At 55.6% G+C, this 21504-nt stretch carries 17 protein-coding genes; 3 read left to right on the top strand and 14 right to left on the bottom strand.

Features of this window, described 5'->3' with window-relative positions:
• Position 1: 1 nt before the first annotated feature.
• From HB631_RS07720 to HB631_RS07690, 7 genes are all read right to left on the bottom strand, one after another.
• On the bottom strand, positions 2-427 hold the full coding sequence (locus tag HB631_RS07720) for an Rrf2 family transcriptional regulator (protein WP_213990579.1): 426 nt from the start codon (positions 425-427) through the stop codon (positions 2-4).
• Positions 428-814: 387 nt separating this feature from the next.
• Positions 815-2662, bottom strand: coding sequence for a DUF3413 domain-containing protein (locus HB631_RS07715; RefSeq protein ID WP_213990578.1), 1848 nt, complete (start codon positions 2660-2662; stop codon positions 815-817).
• Between the two features lie 528 nt (positions 2663-3190).
• The gene (panS, locus tag HB631_RS07710) at positions 3191-4117 is read right to left on the bottom strand and encodes a bile acid:sodium symporter family protein (protein WP_213990577.1); all 927 of its coding nucleotides are present in this window, start codon (positions 4115-4117) and stop codon (positions 3191-3193) included.
• Positions 4118-4423: 306 nt separating this feature from the next.
• Positions 4424-7501 carry a hypothetical protein gene (locus HB631_RS07705; RefSeq protein WP_213990576.1) on the bottom strand — a complete coding sequence of 1026 codons (3078 nt, stop codon included), beginning with the start codon at positions 7499-7501 and terminating at the stop codon, positions 4424-4426.
• Positions 7502-7698: 197 nt separating this feature from the next.
• Complete coding sequence (umuC, locus tag HB631_RS07700; protein ID WP_213990575.1) at positions 7699-8967, bottom strand: translesion error-prone DNA polymerase V subunit UmuC; 1269 nt, start codon at positions 8965-8967, stop codon at positions 7699-7701.
• A 2-nt stretch (positions 8968-8969) separates the two neighbouring features.
• Positions 8970-9401, bottom strand: a complete 432-nt coding sequence (gene umuD / locus HB631_RS07695; protein WP_213990574.1) for a translesion error-prone DNA polymerase V autoproteolytic subunit — start codon at positions 9399-9401, stop codon at positions 8970-8972.
• 367 nt (positions 9402-9768) lie between these two features.
• Positions 9769-10977, bottom strand: coding sequence for a pyridoxal phosphate-dependent aminotransferase (locus HB631_RS07690; RefSeq protein ID WP_213990573.1), 1209 nt, complete (start codon positions 10975-10977; stop codon positions 9769-9771).
• A 182-nt stretch (positions 10978-11159) separates the two neighbouring features.
• On the opposite strand from HB631_RS07690, the gene HB631_RS07685 reads away from it, so the two are divergent.
• On the top strand, positions 11160-12380 hold the full coding sequence (locus tag HB631_RS07685) for a gamma-glutamyl-gamma-aminobutyrate hydrolase family protein (protein ID WP_213990572.1): 1221 nt from the start codon (positions 11160-11162) through the stop codon (positions 12378-12380).
• A gap of 104 nt (positions 12381-12484) precedes the next feature.
• Here HB631_RS07685 and HB631_RS07680 read toward each other — a convergent pair whose 3' ends face one another.
• From HB631_RS07680 to HB631_RS07650, 7 genes are read right to left on the bottom strand one after another with little or no spacing between them, the layout of a single operon-like run.
• Complete coding sequence (locus HB631_RS07680) at positions 12485-13408, bottom strand: dihydrodipicolinate synthase family protein (protein WP_213990571.1); 924 nt, start codon at positions 13406-13408, stop codon at positions 12485-12487.
• A 46-nt stretch (positions 13409-13454) separates the two neighbouring features.
• Positions 13455-14630, bottom strand: a complete 1176-nt coding sequence (locus HB631_RS07675; protein ID WP_213990570.1) for a Xaa-Pro peptidase family protein — start codon at positions 14628-14630, stop codon at positions 13455-13457.
• The gene (locus HB631_RS07670; protein WP_213990569.1) at positions 14614-15723 is read right to left on the bottom strand and encodes a mandelate racemase/muconate lactonizing enzyme family protein; all 1110 of its coding nucleotides are present in this window, start codon (positions 15721-15723) and stop codon (positions 14614-14616) included. Before HB631_RS07670 ends, HB631_RS07675 begins: the two co-directional genes overlap by 17 nt.
• Positions 15720-16895 (bottom strand): M20 family metallopeptidase, encoded by a 1176-nt coding sequence (locus HB631_RS07665; RefSeq protein ID WP_213990935.1) that lies wholly within the window; start codon positions 16893-16895, stop codon positions 15720-15722. Before HB631_RS07665 ends, HB631_RS07670 begins: the two co-directional genes overlap by 4 nt.
• A 25-nt stretch (positions 16896-16920) precedes the next feature.
• Positions 16921-17688, bottom strand: coding sequence for an amino acid ABC transporter ATP-binding protein (locus tag HB631_RS07660; RefSeq protein WP_345945696.1), 768 nt, complete (start codon positions 17686-17688; stop codon positions 16921-16923).
• Positions 17689-17697: 9 nt separating this feature from the next.
• On the bottom strand, positions 17698-18420 hold the full coding sequence (locus HB631_RS07655; RefSeq protein WP_213990568.1) for an amino acid ABC transporter permease: 723 nt from the start codon (positions 18418-18420) through the stop codon (positions 17698-17700).
• Positions 18421-18452: 32 nt separating this feature from the next.
• Entirely contained in the window at positions 18453-19271 is an 819-nt protein-coding gene (locus HB631_RS07650) for an ABC transporter substrate-binding protein (RefSeq protein ID WP_213990567.1), read from the bottom strand.
• Positions 19272-19467: 196 nt separating this feature from the next.
• Here HB631_RS07650 and HB631_RS07645 point away from each other — a divergent pair, with 196 nt between their 5' ends.
• Together HB631_RS07645 and HB631_RS07640 are read left to right on the top strand one after the other, a co-directional pair.
• On the top strand, positions 19468-20370 hold the full coding sequence (locus HB631_RS07645; RefSeq protein WP_213990566.1) for a GntR family transcriptional regulator: 903 nt from the start codon (positions 19468-19470) through the stop codon (positions 20368-20370).
• 22 nt (positions 20371-20392) lie between these two features.
• On the top strand, positions 20393-21178 hold the full coding sequence (locus HB631_RS07640) for an SDR family oxidoreductase (protein WP_213990565.1): 786 nt from the start codon (positions 20393-20395) through the stop codon (positions 21176-21178).
• Positions 21179-21504: the final 326 nt, after the last annotated feature.

Genomic DNA, 21504 nt, shown 5'->3' with positions numbered 1-21504 from the left:
TTTATTGATCGGAGAAGATCAGCAGGTCTTTGAAATGGTGGCGCTGTACCAGTAAGTCGGCCAGAGTGTATTTATCCAGCACGGCGAAAAATGCCCGGGTAGCCTCGGTAAGTACCCCGGGCAGGCCGCAGGCGGGGGCAATCACGCACTGGGTGCAATCCACCAGATTTTGATTTTTTTCGGTGTGGCGAATAAGCGTGCCGAGATTGATGTCTTCGGCCGGCCGCCCCAGGCGGATCCCGCCGCTGCGCCCGCGGATAGCCTCGATATAACCCCAATGGGCCAAATCCTGCACCACCTTCATCAGATTATTGCGTGAGATATCGTAAAGAGCGGAAATTTCAGCAATGGACGACAGACCGTCATCCCGCGAACCGAGGTAAATAATGACCCTCAATGCATAGTCGGTGTATCGCGTGAGCTTCATAAGCCCTCCAGACAGCCTAAGACAGGTCAATAGTATAATTGCTGGCAGCAGATTCGCCTATGGCTAAACGTGTTCCTGTCAACCGACACCTATCCCCCCTCCTGATTCCTGTCGAACATCCGGTATAATCCTCAAACTTCCTGAACCGTAATCGCGCCACTGGCGGTAGTTATTTTGGGCTTTTGATCTGAAAAGGCTAATTATGAGAGTTATTAATTATCTAGTCATGATCGCACGCAAGTCCTATTTAACATGGAGACAGACCTATGACTCACAATGTTTCATCGTCGATGCCGCAACGCGTCGCCACCGGCCGCTTTTTTAACTCTTCAACGGTTCCCGAACGGGAACCGTTTTTGTCAGGGCAGGTCCATTGATAACGTCCGGCTATTTATTGAAGCGCGACATCAGGCTGATAATGTTTTTCAGCCGATCTCCCTGCAGCAGGCGGTGTTTGGTGGGGTTCAGATCCGGGGTCAACGTTTCGAAAACGCCGCCGGGATAGACCACATTAATCAAATCCGGCGAGACCACGGCATAATTATAATAACTGCCGACAATCATATCCTCCGAACGCGGGGCCGAGGGATCCAACATATTCTGGCCCACGCTGTAGTCGCTGGTGGGGGTTGATACTCCGGCCACGGTCGCCATCAGGGTCGGTACCACATCGAAATGCGTGGTCCGCCGGTCGATATCGCCGCTTTGCCCATCCGGCAGGCGCATAAACATCGGTACATGTATCTGCACATCGCTATAGTTGCTGCCGTGTCCCCAATAATTCTTTTTATGATCGTTAAACTCTTCGCCGTGATCGGAGGTGATGATCACCAGGGTATTTTTATCCAGCCCGGCCTGCTGCAATTTGGTTAATACCTGGCCGATCAGCCCATCATCATAATAAAGCGCATTACGGTAGAGATTATGATAAGGCGTGGGATCAAAATCATTATTCAGCTTGATATGGTCAACCCGGTCCCAATAAGGCTGGAACGGCGTTACCGGATTGGGCGGCAGATCATAACCGTGAGCCGCATCATAAAACAGGAAACCGAAAAACGGGCGTGAGCCGTCACGTTTATCGATAAATTGCTTGAACTCATCGGTTATCTGCTGATCCCGCAGGGCGGGCGTGCGGGCGTTATTACTGAGGGTCAAATGGGGTATGTCGGCAAATACCGTGCGGTCAAATGGCGGGTGGCTGATAGTGGCGGAACCGTGAATAGTGAATTCATACCCCTGTTCCGCCAGGGTTTGCATTAAAACCGGACGTTGACCGCTGTTGCGTACCGACAGCCAATAGGTATCCGGCAGGCTGTAGAACAAGCTGAAGATACCCGGTTCGGTGGAGTTGCCGCCGCTACGGTGCTGATGAAAGCGCAGGGCCTTCTGGGCAAAACGGCTGACATTGGGGGTCACCTGCGGGTTGGCGTCATCGTAGCGCCAGGCATCAATCAGGATAAACAGGATGTTGGGCTGCCGGGCCGGCTTTTGATATTGGATAGCCTGCAAGGGGTAATGCAGTACCCCCTCGCTCGCCACATGCAGGTTGTTTTCCTTGTTCAGCGCCACCGAGGGGTCCACCAGGCCCCATTTAACCAGCCGGCTTTTGGCGGTTAAGGGATAATACAGTGGGAATTGCCGGGTATAGCTGGGTATCTGGGTTTTATAGTTGGCATCGTCCCAGACATGCAAACCCTGGCTCACCAGAATACTTACCGCCATTAGCGCATAGGCCGGCTTGCGCATCCGCTGGAGCCGCGGCATCCTCAACGCCATAAAGCTGAACAGGCATTGCACTGTCAGTAATACCAGGCCGATGCAACCGCCTATCAGCCAGGTATACCAGGAGAGATCGATGATATCCTGTCCCTGGAACAGCATTTCCAGAACCACGCCGTTCAGGTGAAAACGATATTGGGCATAGACCAGTGTGTCCACCACCAGCAGCGCACTGAGACAAAACGCCAACAGGATACCCACGGGCCGAAACAGCCTGGGCGGTAAAAAACACAGCAGGCATTGAATGACCATCGCCAGCACACAGAAGGCGCCGAACAGCCCGTATTGAGTGGCCAGTAAATACACCACTGAGCGTATATCCCCACGGGGAATGGAGATCCACTGCCAAAAGCGAAAAGCGATTGCCGTCAGTAAAAAGGCGTTCAGTAACCAGAACATGCCGGCCCATTTGAGATTGAGCTTGATGGAATGGAAGGCATTCATTCTGAACATATTTTCAACAATCCTGCTTTTCAGCGACAACGCGATGATTTGGGCGGTGAGATTTAACACCCAAATGGGTTTTATTCATTATCTCTTTGGTAAAAAACTGTTACCTATCTTGCCGGAGACAATAGATATGGCTTAATGAATAATTCATATTCAGTGAAGTATAGATGTCGTAATCGGCATCCTGATAAGCATAAAGTGTCTTTATTGCGCCTGTTTCATGGTGTCGGACCGGCCCGCGTTTTTGGCCAATCCATAGATATTACGGCAAAAAGTGATAAAAACCTGGAAAAAAACGCGGATTATGAACAATCTTCATGTCACGGGGCGAAAAGCCCCGATGGGAAAATGGATTGTAAGCGGATATGATCCAGGCCGAAGGCGAAATAAGGCCCGCGGCGGCGACCGGTGGTATTTCTGGATAGTGCGCCGTTTCTACAGTATTTCCGCATAAAGTCACTCGTTGTCAGATTAATGCGGCTAAATAATGGTTTTTTGAAACGGGTTCAGGAATATCGGCTTTGGTTGAGCTTATCGCTTTTCATCTTTATCCACCGGACGACCGGACCAGTAACCGGCCAGCACGGAGCCGGACAAATTATGCCAAACCGAGAACAGCGCGCCGGGCAAAGCGGCCAGCGGCGTGAAATATATCTTGCCCAAGGTTGCCGCCAGACCTGAGTTCTGCATGCCCACTTCCATTGCCAGCGTGCGGCAGGTGGTTTCGTCGAAGCCGAACAGCTTGCCGCCCCAGTAACCGCTGAGCAGGCCAATACCGTTGTGCAAAATCACCGCCGCAATCACCACCAGGCCCACCGAGGCGATAAACCCCTGGCTGCCGGCAACCACCGCGCTGATGATGGCGAGGATGCACACCATGGAAAGGGCCGGCAACACGGGTTGAACGCGCTTGACGGTCCGGGTGAATAAATGGTGAATAACCAGGCCGGCAAAAATGGGAATGACCACGATTTGCAGGATGCTCAGCAGCATGCCCGCCACATCCACTTTAATATGGGTATCGACATAGAGTCGGGTCAGCAACGGCGTGGCGAAGACCCCCACCAGGGTGGATACCGCCGAAATGGTGACGGATAGCGCCACATCGCCTTTGGCCAGGTAAATCATCACATTGGACGCCGTTCCGCTTGCCACGCTGCCCACCAGGATCATGCCGGCTGATAGATCCGCCGGCATATGAAACAGTTTGGCCAATATCCAGGCGGCCAGCGGCATCACCAGATAATGCAGGAAGGTTGCGGCCACCACCGGCGCCGGGCGCGTAAGTACCCGCTTGAAATCACTGATCCTCAGCGTCACGCCCATGGCGAACATAATCAGCATCAGCAAATAACTGACATAGGGACCCATGGGAGTGAAGGTACCCGGAGAGTAATAGGCGATAACCGACAGCAAAACGGCCCACAGCGGGAACAGGCGGGTAATCTTGGCTAACATAGGGGGTCCTTGTCGTCTTTTTAATAATGGATAGAGTTTAACAGCCGTACCTTTGTGTTTCCGGCTCTTACCATAGCGGATGTATTTTTACCGTCAATCGCCGCCGGTAGCAATCAATCTCCGGCAAAAAAAAAGCTAATATCACCCCGCGGCCAGATATCGAACGAATAAATCGCTTTTGAACATAGTCTCAAACCCCTGGCCAGGATACGCAACAGCCGGTTTTTCCGCATCATCAGCAAAAAAAGTGACCCAAAATCGGTCACCCTGAATAACGATAATCATCGAATATCGATTACCGATTGATTAAACCTGGTCGTCGCTTTTCATCTTGCGGATAATGTCTTCAATCAGATAGCCCCACTCCTCTTCATCTATCTCGTCTTGAAAGCTGTCACCGGCGCCTCTACTAAAGTATTGGTCTTTGATATTGTAAATATCGATGGGATTGAAAATTTCTGCTTCTTCATCCCACATGATGTTACCCTCGTGCAGATCGCTGTGTAATATGCCGACATGGTTGAGTTTCTCCAGCATATCCACATACCGTTCTACGGCATCCGGCGGTAATACGTTCGCGGGGAGCTCCTGGAGTGTCTTACCCGGAACCCGGTACATTCGCATATAATAGTCCTCATTCCCATCGTGATATATTTTTGCTGAGCCCTCTCCATAATAACGGCGGAATGAGTCGGATTCGTTGGTGGCCAAGTTTTCTATATTAATGTAAGGAGAATCATCATCAAGAACGTATTTTTTTATCACATAGTTATTATCACCGGCATCGATGAAAACTTTACCATAGCTGCCTTCTCCTATCTTCTCACCCATCTTCAGTTCAATAAGGTGTTCTGGTTGATCGGCGACAAACACCGAAACTGTTTTTTGCGCCGCCGATTCCACATGGTCGGATATTCTGGATTTTTTGAATTTGTTAGCCCACTGAGGCACTTGACCTGTTTGCTCGATTTCAAGAGCAAAATTATAATCATCATAAAAACCATTTTTAGGAAACTGATATCCCTGAAGCAGTCTCCTGGCGCTGTCTTCAGTAAATCCATCCTGCTCTTTCAAAATATCCAAAGCATGCGTTCTTTTTCTTCCGCTCAGGCCTTCTGTTATAATGTTATTCAATCTCTCGCGAGTCGTTTCTATTGAGAATCTTTCATTATTATATCTGAGATAGGTTCGCTTACCCTTAAAAGGCGCTTTGATACAGTACCTGTTGCCATTTAATTTCTTTATCTCCAGGTATTTATTTTCGACTTTTAAATAGGATTTATCCTGGGCATCCCATCGCAATCCCTTATATCCCGGCGCTGAAAGTTGGCTGGCATCCACGTCGGTGAGCATATCGCGCGTGACGGCATTTTTCAGCGTATTGGATGCATGAACCGAGGTGGGGCGTTCAAAAAGCCAGCGAGCACCGTCAAACTCAACCGGATAAGTTTCTTTGTTAACATTATCAATATGATATATTTCATAGTGTAGAGGTTTTTTCGCTGTGATTCGCTCACGTACCGGCACCAGCATACCGTTCATTTCAATGGACGTATGCAATATTTCATTTGATGGATCATCAATCTTTTCAACACGGTATATTATGCCGGCGCCATACCTTTTTTCATTTTCGTTTTGTCCCGCTACATATTTAAATTGTTCGTCGATAGGCGTGTGGTATTCGTTGATGATATTTTGCTGCCGGGTATTGAATGCAGGATGAGCGTTATAATTAACTAAGTGCCATTTCCGTGATAACGGCTCCCGATAGACCGGAAGGTGTTCCGTGGCGCCTGATGATTTATGAACCACGATTTCATATTGCCGGTGACGATTCATCCGTAATTCATATTTCTCTCCCTGAAGATGAACAAACGCCTTGCCTTCACTGAAATGAACATTGAGATCGGCGGCGCCAACGTCATCGGCATATCGCCAGGTTAACGTTTCTTCATTTACAATGACTTTCCTTTCCGCTAATTCCGGCTTGGCGGGGCGGGGGTGGTAGGTCACAAATTCTCCCTGGCCCGTGGGTTTCAGATAAGTGATATTCTCCCCATCTCGGATTGCACCCGCCGTTTTTCTCTTATCAACTACATTAATCAGCAATTCCTGCTGAATCCCGGTTGCCGGGTTGCGCAGAGAATAGGCGGCCCTGTCGGGGATGGGGATCGAGTGCATCAACTCACGGGGTTTTGCCACTGGCGCATTTCCCCGGCGGGCGAATGACAATCCTTCAACGTTAATAGCAGTGGCGAGTTCAGCTATGCTCAGATGGTCCTGTCTTGTTGCGCATATGTCATCCCCTTTTGATAGGTAGTATTTTTTTCTCAAAGAATTGGCGACGATATTTCCAATAAGCGGTTTTAAGCCCAGCGTCATAATGTCGGCAAAGAAATTCAGTCCAGTGGACACTCCACGTATTAACGGGGAAGGCGGTTCATCAGTATTGTCATACATCATCCGGAACGGATTTTCAGCCCGCTGTGCCTGGAAAATAAGCACTTTACCCTCATTCTCGCCTTTGGTATTGAGAACCTCCGTTTCAAAAGCACAATGTTCTTTAATATGTTCGTCGATATACCGATTTCTATCCGCCTCAGATATCCTTTTCGTTCTTGATAAGTCGCCTTCGAATCTCATTACAGGCGTTATTGTAATTGGAAAGCCAGAGGTGCTTTCTTTCATTAAGGTTTCGAATTGTTCAATCTGAGGTTCCGTTAATTGCCTCGTGGCGATAAGAAAATTTGCCAATGACTCAATGATTTCTTTCTTCTTAAATTCATCTTCGACGATAAATGCATAACTATTCTTATCCCAATAAACTGGATTCCGTGATAAAGCAACAGAACTGGCAGGCGTGGCGCCGGCGGAGGGGAATCTCAGCGGGTCATATTTCGCCACCAGTTCGCCGAGCTTTCGCACGGGATGAATAAGGAATTCACTTGTGCTTTGCCCTAAGTGAAAAAATATATTATTTGTAATAGTTATTTCTTTGTAAATGCTATTTGAAATTTCATTATTTAACGCCGGGGTCACTCTGCAATCCGCCGGAGGATGAACGCTACCCTGGCGGATATTGCACCTTGCCGCCATTTCCTCTGACGCGCCTTTGTGGTCGGCTGCATTCTGCGATACTCCATTATATAGGACAAGACCGCCGCGTGCCTCCGGCGGCGTATTCGCTATCATTTTCAGATGCGGTAAAACCGCCGAAATGACGTAAAGAACAGTCATTCCGTTTGGCTTGAGCGGCACTTTCTCCTGTTGTGAATTGGCAATGCCAATAAGTGTTTTCTGGATAATAATATCAGATGTATATTTTTTATATTTATTTTCAAATACGCCTATATTCTTTCTGTGTCCTGCTGCGCTTATCGGCATGGAGACTCCTCATCTTTTAAGTAAAAGTGTTATTAACATGTCGCCGGGGAATATTACCAGATAGCGAGCTGGCAGATAAGGAATGCCAGATTGACGAGATCAATTTTTTATTATTACCAAGGGGATTATTTATCATAGATGGAGTCAGGTAGCGACAATATTATTCTGTAAGTCAACGCTGGCTCGCTGCTGGCTGGTTAGCATAATCTGGCTTTGGGCAGTTCCCCCCAGCGGGTGGTATAGGCCGGGGATAACATTTCCCGGCGCATCGCCCAGGACGGGGCGATGCCTTGCCCGGCGAACCAGATCCGGCCGACACCGGTGTGGTTGATTTTATCCAGTACCGCCATCAGCTCCGTACTGGCGCGCCGGGGAGGGCAGACGTCGAATAAATGCAGCTGCGCCTGGCGGGTGGGGGAAAAATCATTCAACATTATCCCGGCCTTGGCATAACGCGGTCCCTCTTTCCAAATCCGGTCCAGGCCGCGCATGGCGGCGGCAACGATATCCCGAGTGTCCTGGGTGGCGGTAAGCAGATTTTCACTGGTGCCGTTGGCATAATAGGGTTCATTGACGGCATAGGGCGAAGAACGGATAAACACGGCTATTTGCCGGCAATATTGTTTTTCCTGGCGTAATTTCTCCGCCGCCCGTTCCGCATAGCGGCACACCGCCTGCCGCATATCGGCCAAAGCCGTGACGCGGCCGCCGAACGAGCGGCTGCAGACAATTTGCTGCTTCACCGGCGTTTGCTCCTCCAGGGCAATACAGGATTCTCCCTGCAGTTCCCGTACGGTGCGTTCCAATACTACGCTGAAGGTCTTGCGAATAAATTGAGTATTCGACTCCGCCAACTGCAGGGTAGTATGAATCCCCATGGCATTAAGTTTACGTCCGATGCGACGGCCCACGCCCCAGACCTCCTCCACCGGTATCAGCGACATCAGCTTGCGCAGGCGTGCCGGTTCGCTGAGGGCCACCACGCCGCCGGTGCCCGGCCACTGTTTGGCCGCGTGATTGCACAGTTTAGCCAGGGTTTTTGTGCGGGCGATACCGACCCCCACGGTCAGTCCGGTCTCTTGCCTGACCCTGTCCCGTACCCGATGGCCGAAGTCCGCATAGGCCATGCTGGCTTCGATACCGCTCACGTCCATCCAGGCTTCATCAATGGAATAGATTTCAGTGCGCGGCGCCATGGCGTCAAGGATAGACATGACTCGGGCCGACATATCGGCGTACAGCGCATAATTCGACGAGAAAATCGCGATGCGGTGCTTACGGATCAATTCTCCCAGTTGGAAATAGGGCAGGCCCATTTTTATCCCAAGATGTTTGGCTTCCCGGGAGCGGGCAATAACACAGCCATCATTGTTGCTCAGCACCACCACCGGCAATCCCTGCAAATCAGGACGGAACACCGTCTCGCAGGAGGCATAGAAGCTGTTCACGTCCGCCAGGGCAAACATGACTAGTTCCGGGTGTTGTGGATGGCATACAGCACCACGCCGAAGATTTCCAATGCATCCGGGTGGGGATAGAGTGTCGGAAAGGCCGGGTTCATCGGTTGCAGCGCCAGGCGCGGCTTAAGGCACAGCCGTTTGACGGTGAATTCACCGTCGACGGCGGCAATGACGATATCGCCGTGACCGGCGGTTTCGCCGCGATCCACCACCAACAAATCACCGTCGCCGATACCGGCTTCAATCATCGATTCACCGCTGGCGCGAACAAAATAGGTGGCGCTGGGGTGACGAATGCAATACTCGTTCAGGTCGAGGGTTTTTTCCACATAGTCCTGCGCTGGCGAAGGAAAGCCCGCGCGGCATTGGTCGGCGAACAAGGGAAGCGATAGCACCGGCAGCATTGCATGGGCGCCGGAAAAGTCTGCGATAATCTTCATTCTTTGAACTCATTTATACTGTTTATGTTTCCAGTATAAATAAATTGTTTTGTTTGAAAAGATGCCGTTTGGATAGATTGGGCAAGAAACCTATTAGCACTATGATTAATAAGGATCAAAAAAAATAATACGTTTAGCGAAGCAAAAGAAAATTTAACGCTAATTAATTAGCAATGCTAATCATTAGTTTCGTATAGTTACTTATTCAATGATTATTAATTTGGATCATATTATTATCGATTACCGTAAAATAAGCCGGCGGGAGATCCGCCGATCTTATTAGGTGCCTTGCCGACCGGGCACGTTGTCAACAAGCTCGCGAATGGCAAAGCCATCCGTACGTGATTACCGAGCAGCCTGGGCTTTATTACCGTAATGCCAGGCAGGCGGTTTTGATGCGTTCACAGGCTTCTTGCAGCCGTCTGTCGTCAATGGCATAGGCAATGCGGATATAGGGCGATGCGCCGAATGCCGAGCCCTGCAGCGTGGCCACATGGGCGTTTTCCACCAAATAGGCGGCGAAATCGCTGTCGCTGTTTAACACCTTTCCCTGCGGCGTACGTTTGCCCAGCATACCCTGGCAGTTGGCAAACACATAAAACGCCCCCGGCGGCAGATCTGCACTGAGCCCCGGCACCGAAGCAACCATTGACATGACGACGGCACGCCGGGCCGCCAGCCGCTGTAACCAATCGGCGTGGAATACGGCCGGTGTGGTCAGCGCCTCAACCGCCGCCGCCTGTGAGATGGAGCTGGGATTGGAGGTGCTTTGGGATTGCAATATTTGCATGGCCGAGATAAGCCAGTCTGGACCGCCGGCATAACCGATGCGCCAACCGGTCATGGAGTAGCCTTTCGACAGGCCGTTTACCGTCAGCGTTCTGCCCCGCAGACGGGGTTCTATTTGCGCCAGGGTGACAAAGGGTTCGGCACCGTGGCGCATATGCTCGTAAATATCGTCGGACAAGATCATCACCTGGGGAGCGTCCACCAGCACCGCGGCCAGGGCCTGTAGCTCACCGCGGGAATAGACCGCGCCGGTGGGATTGTTGGGCGAATTCAGTATCAGCCAGCGGGTGCGGGGGGTGATGGCGGCGGCCAGTCCGGCGGCCTGTAATTTCCAGCCCGACTGTTCGCTGCAAGGAACGATACACGCCTCTCCTTCCGCCAGGGCCACCATGTCCGGATAGGAAACCCAGTAAGGCGCCGGTACGATGACTTCGTCACCGGCGGACAGCGTTGCCAGGAAAGCGTTAAAAATCAGCTGCTTGGCCCCGCACCCGGCGATGATTTCCTCCGGTTGGTAAACCAGCCCGTTTTCACGCTGGAATTTGCCGATGATGGCCCGTTTCAGCGCCTCGGTACCGGACACGGCGGTGTACTTGGTGTCGCCGCGCTCGATGGCATCGATCCCCGCCTGCTTGATGGGCCGGGGAGTATCAAAGTCCAGTTCCCCTTCACCCAGGTTGATAACGTCGATGCCGCTTTGCTGCATGGTCCGCACGGTATCGGAAATAACGGCGGTGGGAGAAGGTCGTACGCGTTTCATACGCCGGGCGATAAATTCTGCAGACATGGATGCCTCTTCAAAGTGGGATAATAAAATTGTATTATTTGACTCAATTTATTCAATTTAAAGTAGCATGATCGAGTCGGTTTTGTGCATACTTTCTGTTCCGGTCGGTCTTGTCCATCCTGACCGGGTGCGGCTCATCCGCGCCGCCTGTCCTATATTGATTTTCCAAAAGGAACCTATCCATGACGATCCTCCTGGTGGTGCACGACACGCCGGAACCCGCGCTGTATGGTCTGATGGCCGCCATCGTGTCGGCGCGGCGGCAACTTCCCCTGCTGCATCTGACGGCGGACTACGACACCGGCCTGTTTCCCGATGCCTGCCAGCATGCGCTACGCCACGGCGGGCTGGTCACCAGCGGGCTGCTATGGCTGGAGCGGATGACCGGCCGCTCGCCCGGCGCCGCGTTGACCCCCGCCGCCTGCGCGCAACGGGCGGCACAGGAGGATTGCGTGGTGCCCATCGGCCCGTCGCAACGGGACGCCTTATCCGTCCTGATCCCGCTGCTGGAGCAGGGGGGCGTACCGTACCGCCTTTGGCATACCCTCAGCCGCCAGGGCCGCCTTATTCTGGAGGACCGCTCAGGGGGCGCAGCGCTCGGCGGCGAATGGCAACCCGATGCCTTCGGCCGCTGGCACGACTCCCCGCCACATTCATCGCCTCTCTATTCCTCCGGCGGCACGGATAAAATCTGTATCGCTCTTATCGGCTCAAGGGATGACCAGGCCGCCGCTTATCCCGCCACCCTGGCGGCTTTGGGCGACGCCGCCGACGCGCTGGGGCTGGCCCTTGACGTGCTGTTCGTCCCTCCCAAAACGCTGTCGCCGGATGCCGACCCCCTACCGGCGACGGTGGGGGGAGTATTGCTGCCCGGCGGGGCGGATATGGGCAATGTGTCCGGCCAGCTCGGGGTGGCGCGCTATACCCTGAAACACGGCATACCGACCCTCGGGTTATGCCTGGGCATGCAGACCATGGCCACCGCCGCCTTGCAACAGCTGCCGGCACTCAGCCGGGCCAATCTACAGGAGGCCGACCCCGACGCCCCGGTGAAAACCTTCGTGCCGCTGCGGGATCCGAACCGCTACGGCGTACATCGCTCCGGGGAGCATGAGATGCGGCTTCGTGCGGGCAGCCGGCTGGCATCCATCCTGGGCGCCGGCAACCGGCTGCGCTATAACCACCGCTATCAGCTCAATCCCGATTTGCTGGAATACCTCCCCTGGTGCGGTCTGATGGTGAGCGCCACCGACATGGCCGGCGCCATCGCCGACGGTATTGAATTGGCGGGTCATCCGTTTTATCTCGGCGTGCAGGGACATCCCGAACTCACCTCCGCACCGGGTGCGGCACACCCGCTGATGGTTGCCTGGCTTAAACAGACCGCCCGGTCGGGGCATTAAGATATCCGCCGGTTTCCGCCGGCGCCATCTCCGGCCCGCACCAGACTCACATACTCCAGGTGTCATGGTGCGCGGGCGGGCCTATGCCATGCCCGCCCGCGATTTCAAGGTTTCAATACCACGCCGCTGCGGCTGTCTTCCGCCAATCGGGTGAGCTCTTCCTTAAGCTGCGTTATCACCGGTTCCGCCACGCCAATCAGCGGCGAGCGAACGTGGCCGCCGTCGAAACCGCGCAGGTTCATGGCGGCCTTGACCAGCTGCGGCTGGCCGAAACGGCGCGCCAGACCCCGGTAGCCGTACCACAGACGGTGCAAATCCCGGGCGGTGTGGGCATCCCCCCGTTCCAGCGCCCGGTAGGCCGCCAAAATCAGCTCGGGCAGCGCGCCGCTGTTGGTGCTGCTGATGCCGTCGAATCCGCACATCATCGGCCCGAGGAAGGCCAGGTCTGATGCGCAAAACAGCCGCAGGCGTCCCGACAGGCGATTGGCCAACTGGTCAATGACGGTGGGATTCAGGTCGCCCTGTTTAATCCCGACGACCTGAGGGATATCCGCCAGCTGTTCCAACAAGGGCGGCGCCAGGGTGATGCCGATGCCCGGCGCGTTATACACCAGGATGCCGGTGCGCGATAACGGCGCCATCTGTTTGAAGAAGCTGACGATTTGATCGTCGGTGACTTCCGAGACAAACGGCGGCGTCACCATCGGCAGGCCGCCAAGATCCCCCGCCAGGGCCGTCAGCTCTTTTACCGCCCGCGGATCCGAACCGGCGCTGCACAGCATCACCGGTACCCGGTTATCCACCACATCCATCACCCGGCGGAACATCGCGGCCCGTTCGGCTACCGTCAGCGTGGGGAATTCCCCATAGGTGCCGCCGATAAGAATGCCGTCATACCCCAGGGCGATAACCCGTTCCACGTTGCGGCTTAATCCGTCAAAATCAATGTCGCCGCCGGCGGTGAAGGGCGTAACGGTAATATTAAAAATGCCCTTGAGGCGTTCGCGGCTTTCGACCAAATCTTTCATTGCAATTTCCTTTGATAAAATAGGGTAGGGAACTACCCGCGGGCGGTTAAGACCCTAACTGATACAGCGGACGCTCGGTTGAACCCAGTACCCGGTAGCCTGTTTCGGTGACCACGATGGTTTCGCTGACGCCGACGGTGAATTCGCCGTAAACCCGCAGCGCCGGCGGAATATGGAACGTCATGCCCGGCTGCAGTTCGGTGGTAATGCCGGTGTAAAGGCTCAGGATCGCCCCTTCGCCCCAGTCCGGCGCAAAGGCGATACCGATGGAATAACCGGTACGTTTTTTGAAGTTTTCGGTATAACCGGCGCGGTCGATCACCCGCTGGCAGGCGAGATGCGGGGCTTCGCAGGTGGCGCCGGGGCGGATGGCGTCCAGCGACGCCTGTAAGGCTTCCTGACAGGTCTTCTCCATGTCCAGTGCGACGGCGGGAGGCGTGCCGAGCCAGGCCGAACGCATCAGCGCGGCATGGTAACGGTCATGCGTGGCGGACATTTCGAGAAACACCGCATCTCCGGTGACAATGCGGCGGCGGCGCCAGGTACCGTGGGGTACGCCGCTGCGCGGCCCGGTGGAGACCAGCGGTTCCATGCCGACATATTCCGAGCCGGCGGCAATGGCCTGTCCCATCATGGCGGCCACCAGGTCATTCTCGGTGGCGCCGGCGGCAATGGCCTCGCGGCCCGCTTTCATGCCGGCATCCACATAACGCGCGGCCAGCGCCATTTTTTCGATTTCCGCCGGCGATTTCACCGCCCGCAGCTGTTCGACGATCCCCGCCGCGTCATGGATAACCCCCAGTTTCTCCTGTAAGGCCTCATAGACGCTGATGGGCAGGAACCAGCCCCGTTTGTCAATGCCGATGCGGCTGTTAAGCCATCCCCGGCCGCGCAATACCTCCAGCAGAAAATTCACCGGGTTATCCCCGTCCTGATAAATGGCGGCGTCGCTGATAAAGGTATTGGAGATAAAATTGAAGTATTCCAGTTGACGGATGACAAAGATTGGATCGCCGTCAACCGGCAGCACCATGGCCTGGAAGGTGTAATACCCCGGCGTTTGCTGACCGGTGAGGTAAAAAATATTTTCCGGTCCGGTGATGATCATCAGGTCCAGCCCGGCAGCGGTCAGCAACCGGCGTGCCTGCTGCACCCGGCCGCGATACTCTTCGGGGGCGAAAGCGGATTGGCTGCCCTGGACAATATTACCCACGTTTTGCATTAGTAAACTCCTGAATAAAAACAGCCCGGTCCGCATCAAAATGAATACCCAGACCGGTGGAAGAGGAACAACTGACCCGGCCCTGCCCGTAGGTCACGCCGCTGACAGGATCGTCGGTAATGCCGTCGGCGCCGTACAGTTCGGCATAGAGGGGCTGAGTGAGATAAGCCACCTGAAGCGCCGCGGCGGTGGCGGCGGCGCCTTCGTTCATTTGCCCGATCATAAAGGGGATGCCTGCGTCACTGAGCCGCCGTGCGGCCCGCACCGTCGGGGCGATACCGCCGAGCTTCACCAGCTTCAGATGCGCCCAGACCTTGCCTTCAAGGGCAATCACCCGATCGACATCAGCCGCGCTGCTGACGCTTTCATCCAGCATCCAGGGGATGGGACTCTGCTCCGCCAGCCGGGCGATTTCATCCGGCCACTGCGGCCCGATGGGCTGCTCCACATAGCTCAGGTCGAAAGGCGCCAAGGCCCGCAGACGTTCAGCGGCCTGTTCAGGCGCCCACTGGCCGTTGGCATCCACCGCCAAATGAACGCGGTCGCCGAAACGGTCACGCAGCGTCGCCAAACGCTGGATATCCTGCTCCGGCGTACCGATGCCGATGCGCACTTTAAGCGCCGTGAAGCCCCGATCCACATAGGCCTCGGCCTGCTGCAGAAAAATGTCCGGCGGGCTCCAGAACAGGGTTTGGTTGGTGGAGGAGGCCACGGGAAACGCCGTCGGCGACCCCAATAATCCGGCCACGCTGGTGCCGGCCTGTGTGGCCGCCATATCATGCAGCGCCAGATCGATGAGCATGCGGGTCGGCGCCAGGTAAGGGGCAAGCATGGCCTCCGAACGTTCCAGCAGCGCGGCGGCGGGCAACGACCAGTCTTCGTTGGTCAGGGACAGACGCACGTCCGCCATGACCTGTTCGGCGCTCAGACCATTAAGGTAGGCGATATTCAGCCGGACCTCTCCCACGCCACTGCCGTGGCCGTCATCAAGCACCAGATAAAGCGCCTCCAGGGCCGGAATGCTGCCGGACGAGGCGGTGTGCAGCTGTAGCCCCCGATAGTGCAAATCGGCACGATAAAGAGTGGCTTTCACTTGGCGTTCTCCGACGGCAACATGGCGCAGGCCACCTGTTGATAAATCCGGCTGGCATTGATAAATTCATCCAGCGGCACGAATTCGTCGGGTTTATGCGCTACCGCCAGCGAGCCGGGGCCTATCACAATGCCCTTGGTGCCGAGGTTGCGAAAATGCACCAGATCGCAGCCGCCCTGGAAACCGAACGGTCCCGGCTCAGGCTGGCCGTGGGCGCGACAGGCCGCGAGGCCGGCCTGGACAATGGCTTCGTCGGCGGCGGTTTCAGTGGCGCCGCCGGTGGTGGGCTGGTAGCGCAAGACCCCTGCCCGCACGCCGAAACGCTCCCTCGCCACCGCCAGCAGGTGTTCCAGTTCCTGTTTCACCACCTCTTCATCCTCGCCGGGCACCATGCGCCTATCCAGCAGGATATCGCAGCTGCCGGGCAGGACATTGTCGGCGTGGCCGCCCTGGATGCGGGTTACCGTCAGGCTGGCGGATCCCACCAGCGGATGGCAGCGGCATTTCACTTCGGTTTGATGCTGCTCTTCGATAAGACCCAGCAATTGCCCGGCGCGGAAAATCGCATTCTCGCCCAGATCCGGCGTGCCGGAATGGGCGGTAACGCCTTCCACCCGGACCCAGGGCCGCAGGCTGCCTTTATGAGCCGAGAAGGTGGCGTTGGAGGTGGGTTCGCCAATCACCGCGAAATCGATGGCCGGCGGATGATTGCGGACATAAAATTTCGCCCCTTCGCTGGCCGCTTCTTCATCAGCCACAAAAACCCCCATCAGCGTGCCGGACCACATGTGGCGATGCGCGGCCATCTGGCGCATCGCCTCCAGCATCGCCACCAGCGGACCCTTTGCATCGCAGGAGCCGCGTCCGTACAGGCGGCCGTCCCGTTCCGTCAGCGTAAAGGGATCCGTGGCCCAGCCCTCGCCGGCCGGCACCACATCGATATGGGTGTTGAAGGCGAAGCAGGGACCTTCGCCATTGTTGAGCACCGCGATAACGTTGGTGCGGCCGGGTTGATACTCGCTGTAGCTCAGATCAAAACCGGCATCTCCCAGCAAATGGGCGATAAGCTCCGCCGCTTCCCGTTCACGGCCGGGAGGATTTTCGGTATTGACCGCCACCAGCGCGGCAAGATCCCGTTTCATGCGAGCGATATCGGGTTCGGCACAAATCATGGTCTTCGCCAAAATGACACCCTTCTTAATGTAAAATCTGGTCGAGAAAGCGCTGGGCACGCTCGCTGACATCACCGCCAAAGAAATCCCGGCCGGTGGCGTTTTCTATAATTTCCCCGCTTTCCATAAATACGATGCGGTTGGCGGCCCGTTTGGCAAATCCCATCTCATGGGTGACCACTACGCTGGTCATGCCCTCGGCGCTGAGGTCCGTCATGACATCCAGCACTTCGCGGATCATTTCCGGATCCAGCGCCGAGGTGGGTTCGTCATACAGCATCAGCTTGGGTTTCATCGCCAGGGCGCGGGCAATGGCCACCCGCTGCTGCTGTCCGCCGGACAGTTCGTCGGGGAAGGCATCGGCTTTATCCGGAATGCGCACCTTGCCCAGCAGTTCCAGCGCGATGTCATGGGCATCGGCCCGGCTCATGCCCAGCACCGTCATCGGGGCGAGCATAATGTTTTCCGCCGCCGACAGATGAGAGAACAGCTCGTAGTTCTGGAACACCATGCCGATTTCCTGCCGGACCCGGTGCGGTATCACATTGGCGGCGGTGATTTCCTGATTACCGAAAAATATGGCGCCGCCATCAACCGGCTCCAGCAGATTCACGCAGCGCAGCAGGGTGGATTTACCAGAACCGGAGGGGCCGATGAGCACCACCGTTTCCCCCTTGTGCACATTGATTGAGCAATTTTTCAGAATATGGTTATGGCCGAAAAATTTATCGATGCCGATAATTTCCAGCATGGGTTTGCCGGTATCCGAAGGCATTACAGGTATTGGTTCCATAAAGGCTCCTTAGCGTGGGGCCGGCTGGCGGGCGGCGCGGATCAGCCGATCCGTAAGCGAACCCGCGGGCTTGCGGCGTTTTTTCGGGTCCAGCGCCCGATCCACCCAGGACTGGAAAATCATAAACAGGCTGGTGAGCACCAAATAATAAATACCCGCCGCGCACAGGGCTTCAAAGTAGCGAAAGCTGGCACTGGCGGTCTGGTTGGCCACCAGCAGCAGCTCCTGTACCGCAATCACCGAGACCAGGGCGCTGGATTTCAACATGCTGATCATCTGATTGCCCATCGGGGGCAGCACGATGCGCGCCGCCTGCGGCAGCACCACCTTGCGCATGATCTGGCCGTTGGTCATGCCCAGGGCCATGCCGGCGGTGCGCTGGCCGCTTCTCACCGCCTGCAGGCCGGAGCGCAGGATCTCGGCCATATAAGCGCCTTCATTCAGGGATAGCGCCAGCACCGCGCAGGTAAAGGCGGAAAAACGCAGTCCGAACGTCGGCAGGACGTTGTAGACAAAGATGATCTGGAATAGCACCGGCGTACCGCGAAACAGCCAGAGATAAACAAAGGCCAGCGCCGGGCCGGCCCTAAAGCGCGACTCTTGCAGCAACGCCAGAATAAGCCCCATCACGACGCCGAAAAACAGCGAACACAGCGTCAACAGCAGGGTCATCAGCGCACCCTGAAAGAATGCCGGTGAACACAAATATTGCCAGACAAGATCAATGGACATACCTTTTCCTCATGACGCTTTACCTCAGGTCTTTAAAAGATTGCTACGGAAGCGGGAAATTTCCATTTATCAATTAATTGCTTATAAGTCCCGTCCGCCACCACGCCCTTAAGGCCGGTTTCCAGGGTTTGTTTCATGGCGCTATCTCCTTTGCGCACCGCAAAGCCGATATGGGTGTCGGATTCAAACTCCGGACCGGTGGTCTCGAACACATCGCCTTTTTCGCTCAGCAGCGCCACCGCGCCGGGGGTGGAAACGAACTCGGCGTCGGCTCTGCCCTGGGCCACGGACACGGCGGAATCGGTGGCGGCGGGGAAGGTCATGACGTTAACCGCCTTCAGACCGGCGGCCAGACAGTTTTTATTGTCCGCCCGTGCCTGGCTCTCTTCGATTCCCCCCAGGGTAACGGCGATGTTTTTACCGCACAGAGAATGATCGCGCCCGGTTATCTTGGCCGGATTGCCTTTACGTACCACCACCCGTCCGCCGATTTTCAGATAGGGCACGAAATCAACCTGTTCTGCACGGGCGGGGTTGATGTACATGGCCGAATTGATAATATCGATACGTTTGCCTTGCAGCGCCGGAATCAAACCTTTGAACTCCATGGAGAGCGGCGTGGGGGTCAAGGCCAGCTTTTTCGCCAGCGCGTTGATCAAATCGATATCGAAGCCGGTGATGGTATTGTCTTTGGTAAATTCAAACGGCATAAAGGTCGCGGCGGTGCCGTAGGTAATGTGGCCTTTTTCCACCCATTCAGGCTCCGCCGCCCGGCTGAAAAACGATACGCTCAGGCAGGTGAGAACCATCGACGTCAGTGCATAGCGGCGTAAAGGGGCTTTCTTGATCATAACGGGCTCCGATTTTCGAATGATTAAATTGCTCTTTATGAGTCAATTAATACAATGATGAAGACAGCTTAATGCCCTTTTTTAGTGCGTCCCCGCACCGTTGTTGAGCATGAGTTGCGTCAATTCTTGTCTGTTCGCCGGCGTGGATATTGTATATTATAGGTCAATAAATACATTAATCAGGGCGTTTATTCCCATGGAGCAGCGTTCTACCGCCACCAGCCGGCGTTTGGCGAATCAAATCCTTGACCTGATATGTGAAGCAAGATTCGAGCCAGGTCATCATTTACGGGAACAGCAATTGGCCGATACCATCGGCGTATCGCGCACGCCGGTGCGCGCCGGCCTGCATTTGCTCACCAGCCTGGGCATTCTCGAAGCCCGTCGCAATCAGGGATTTTTTCTTTTAAAACCCTATGACGAACTGCAACGGATAAAAATCGAGGTGCCTTCCAGCACCGATCAGGAACTCTATGAGCAACTGGTAAAAGATCGTATCGCCGGCATTTTACCCGAATCCCTGACCCAGACCGACATCGCCCAACGCTACGACGCCGATCGCGGGGTATTGTCCCGGGCCTTGCTGCGTCTGGCGGAGGACGGCCTGATCGCACGCAACCAGGGCCACGGCTGGCGTTTCCAGCCCACGCTCAACACCGATGTGGCCTTACGCAACGGCTACGGTTTCCGGCTGATGATCGAACCCGCCAATTTGCTGACACCGGGATTCAAGGCGGACAAACGCGCCCTGAAACGTTTGCGTTTGCAGCACCTGTTCCTGATTTCCCATCCGGACATCACTCAGGTGGAGAGCCGTCAGATCTTTGAAACCGACGCCAGCTTCCATGAGCTGCTGGCGGAGTGCAGCGGCAATTTTTTTGTATTGCAGGCTATCCAGCAGCAAAACCGCCTGCGTCGGCTGCTGGAGTTCGGCAGCTACACAAACCGGCAGCGGGTGCGGGAATGGTGCGAAGAGCATGTGGCCATCATGGACGCGGTTGGCGACGGCGACATGCGGCAGGCGGCGGAGAAGATGCGTCATCACCTGCAGTCCGCGTACGACATGGTGGCGGATAAAGTCAGTAAAAAAAATACCTAGCTTGCGGAGAAAGAGAGAAAATATGAATTTTGCAATAAATGACAAAGTGGCGCTGGTGACCGGCGCCGGTGGCGGCCTCGGACGCGCCATCGCGCAGGCGCTGGCGGCGGAGGGGGTTGCCGTGGCGGTGACCGGCCGTACGGCGGCAACCTTGGAACAGACCGTGGCGCTGATTGAACAGGCAGGCGGACGGGCACGGGCCTATCTCCTGGATCTGGCCCGGCCCGAGGCCTTTGACGACGTGCTGGCGGAGATCCGCCGGGATTTCGGTCTTATCGGCATTCTGGTGAACAATTCCGGCGGGCCGCCCCCCAGCAAAGCCTGCGGCGTAGAGCCGCGGATTTGGCGGGAGCAGTTTAACGCCATGGTGTCGTCGCTGATTCAGCTGACCGATAAAGTGCTGCCGGATATGCGCCAGGCCGGATGGGGCCGGATCGTGACCAGCACCTCCTCGGGCGTCGTGGCGCCCATCGCCAATCTGGCGATATCCAACAGCCTGCGGATGGCGTTAATCGGCTGGTCAAAGACCCTGGCCGGTGAAGTGGCGCGTGAGGGCATCACCGCCAACGTCATCGTCCCGGGCCGTATCGCCACCGCCCGCGTCGGTCAGTTGGATGCCGCCCGCGCCGGACGCGAAAACATCAGTACGGAGCAGGTTAAGGCCAATAGCCTCGCGACGATTCCGGCCGGCCGCTACGGCGAGCCCGAAGAGTATGGCGCGGCGGTGGCGTTTCTTGCCAGCCGGCAGGCGTCCTATATCACCGGAGCCGTACTGCGGGTGGACGGCGGCATGATCCCCGCCTGCTAAGCGTATTAACTCAATTAACGTTGTTGTTGACGTTGTTATTGTTGATGGATAGGGATGGCGCAGGGAGAGTGCAAAACCGCTTCGGTGCGGGGCTTAAGCAGGCCGGATGTACCGGAAAAAAAACGCAGGAAGGGCTGTGGTTTAAGGAATTGAGACTGTTGGCCGGATAAGCTGAGCTTTGTCCGGTGCCGTTTGTCCCTGAAACAATGACGGGAAAGATGCGCGGATAGCATGTGCATATTTCACGAGGTTGTTCAGAATGAAGATGGTTCTACCCACGGATGGGTATCATTCCGCGTCCGGGTTTATGGCGGGGATGCAGGGCA

Origin of the sequence: Sodalis sp. dw_96 (assembly GCF_018449575.1) — a bacterium.
In the GTDB taxonomy this organism is placed as follows: Bacteria; Pseudomonadota; Gammaproteobacteria; order Enterobacterales; family Enterobacteriaceae; genus Acerihabitans.
This window is presented reverse-complemented; position numbering and strand designations above follow the sequence as displayed.

Coding starts and splice junctions, on each gene's coding strand:
- HB631_RS07720 (WP_213990579.1), bottom strand. CDS start 427: ATGAAGCTCACGCGATACACCGACTATGCATTGAGGGTCATTATTTAC.
- HB631_RS07715 (WP_213990578.1), bottom strand. CDS start 2,662: ATGTTCAGAATGAATGCCTTCCATTCCATCAAGCTCAATCTCAAATGG.
- panS (WP_213990577.1), bottom strand. CDS start 4,117: ATGTTAGCCAAGATTACCCGCCTGTTCCCGCTGTGGGCCGTTTTGCTG.
- HB631_RS07705 (WP_213990576.1), bottom strand. CDS start 7,501: ATGCCGATAAGCGCAGCAGGACACAGAAAGAATATAGGCGTATTTGAA.
- umuC (WP_213990575.1), bottom strand. CDS start 8,967: ATGTTTGCCCTGGCGGACGTGAACAGCTTCTATGCCTCCTGCGAGACG.
- umuD (WP_213990574.1), bottom strand. CDS start 9,401: ATGAAGATTATCGCAGACTTTTCCGGCGCCCATGCAATGCTGCCGGTG.
- HB631_RS07690 (WP_213990573.1), bottom strand. CDS start 10,977: ATGTCTGCAGAATTTATCGCCCGGCGTATGAAACGCGTACGACCTTCT.
- HB631_RS07685 (WP_213990572.1), top strand. CDS start 11,160: ATGACGATCCTCCTGGTGGTGCACGACACGCCGGAACCCGCGCTGTAT.
- HB631_RS07680 (WP_213990571.1), bottom strand. CDS start 13,408: ATGAAAGATTTGGTCGAAAGCCGCGAACGCCTCAAGGGCATTTTTAAT.
- HB631_RS07675 (WP_213990570.1), bottom strand. CDS start 14,630: ATGCAAAACGTGGGTAATATTGTCCAGGGCAGCCAATCCGCTTTCGCC.
- HB631_RS07665 (WP_213990935.1), bottom strand. CDS start 16,895: ATGATTTGTGCCGAACCCGATATCGCTCGCATGAAACGGGATCTTGCC.
- HB631_RS07660 (WP_345945696.1), bottom strand. CDS start 17,688: ATGGAACCAATACCTGTAATGCCTTCGGATACCGGCAAACCCATGCTG.
- HB631_RS07655 (WP_213990568.1), bottom strand. CDS start 18,420: ATGTCCATTGATCTTGTCTGGCAATATTTGTGTTCACCGGCATTCTTT.
- HB631_RS07650 (WP_213990567.1), bottom strand. CDS start 19,271: ATGATCAAGAAAGCCCCTTTACGCCGCTATGCACTGACGTCGATGGTT.
- HB631_RS07645 (WP_213990566.1), top strand. CDS start 19,468: ATGGAGCAGCGTTCTACCGCCACCAGCCGGCGTTTGGCGAATCAAATC.
- HB631_RS07640 (WP_213990565.1), top strand. CDS start 20,393: ATGAATTTTGCAATAAATGACAAAGTGGCGCTGGTGACCGGCGCCGGT.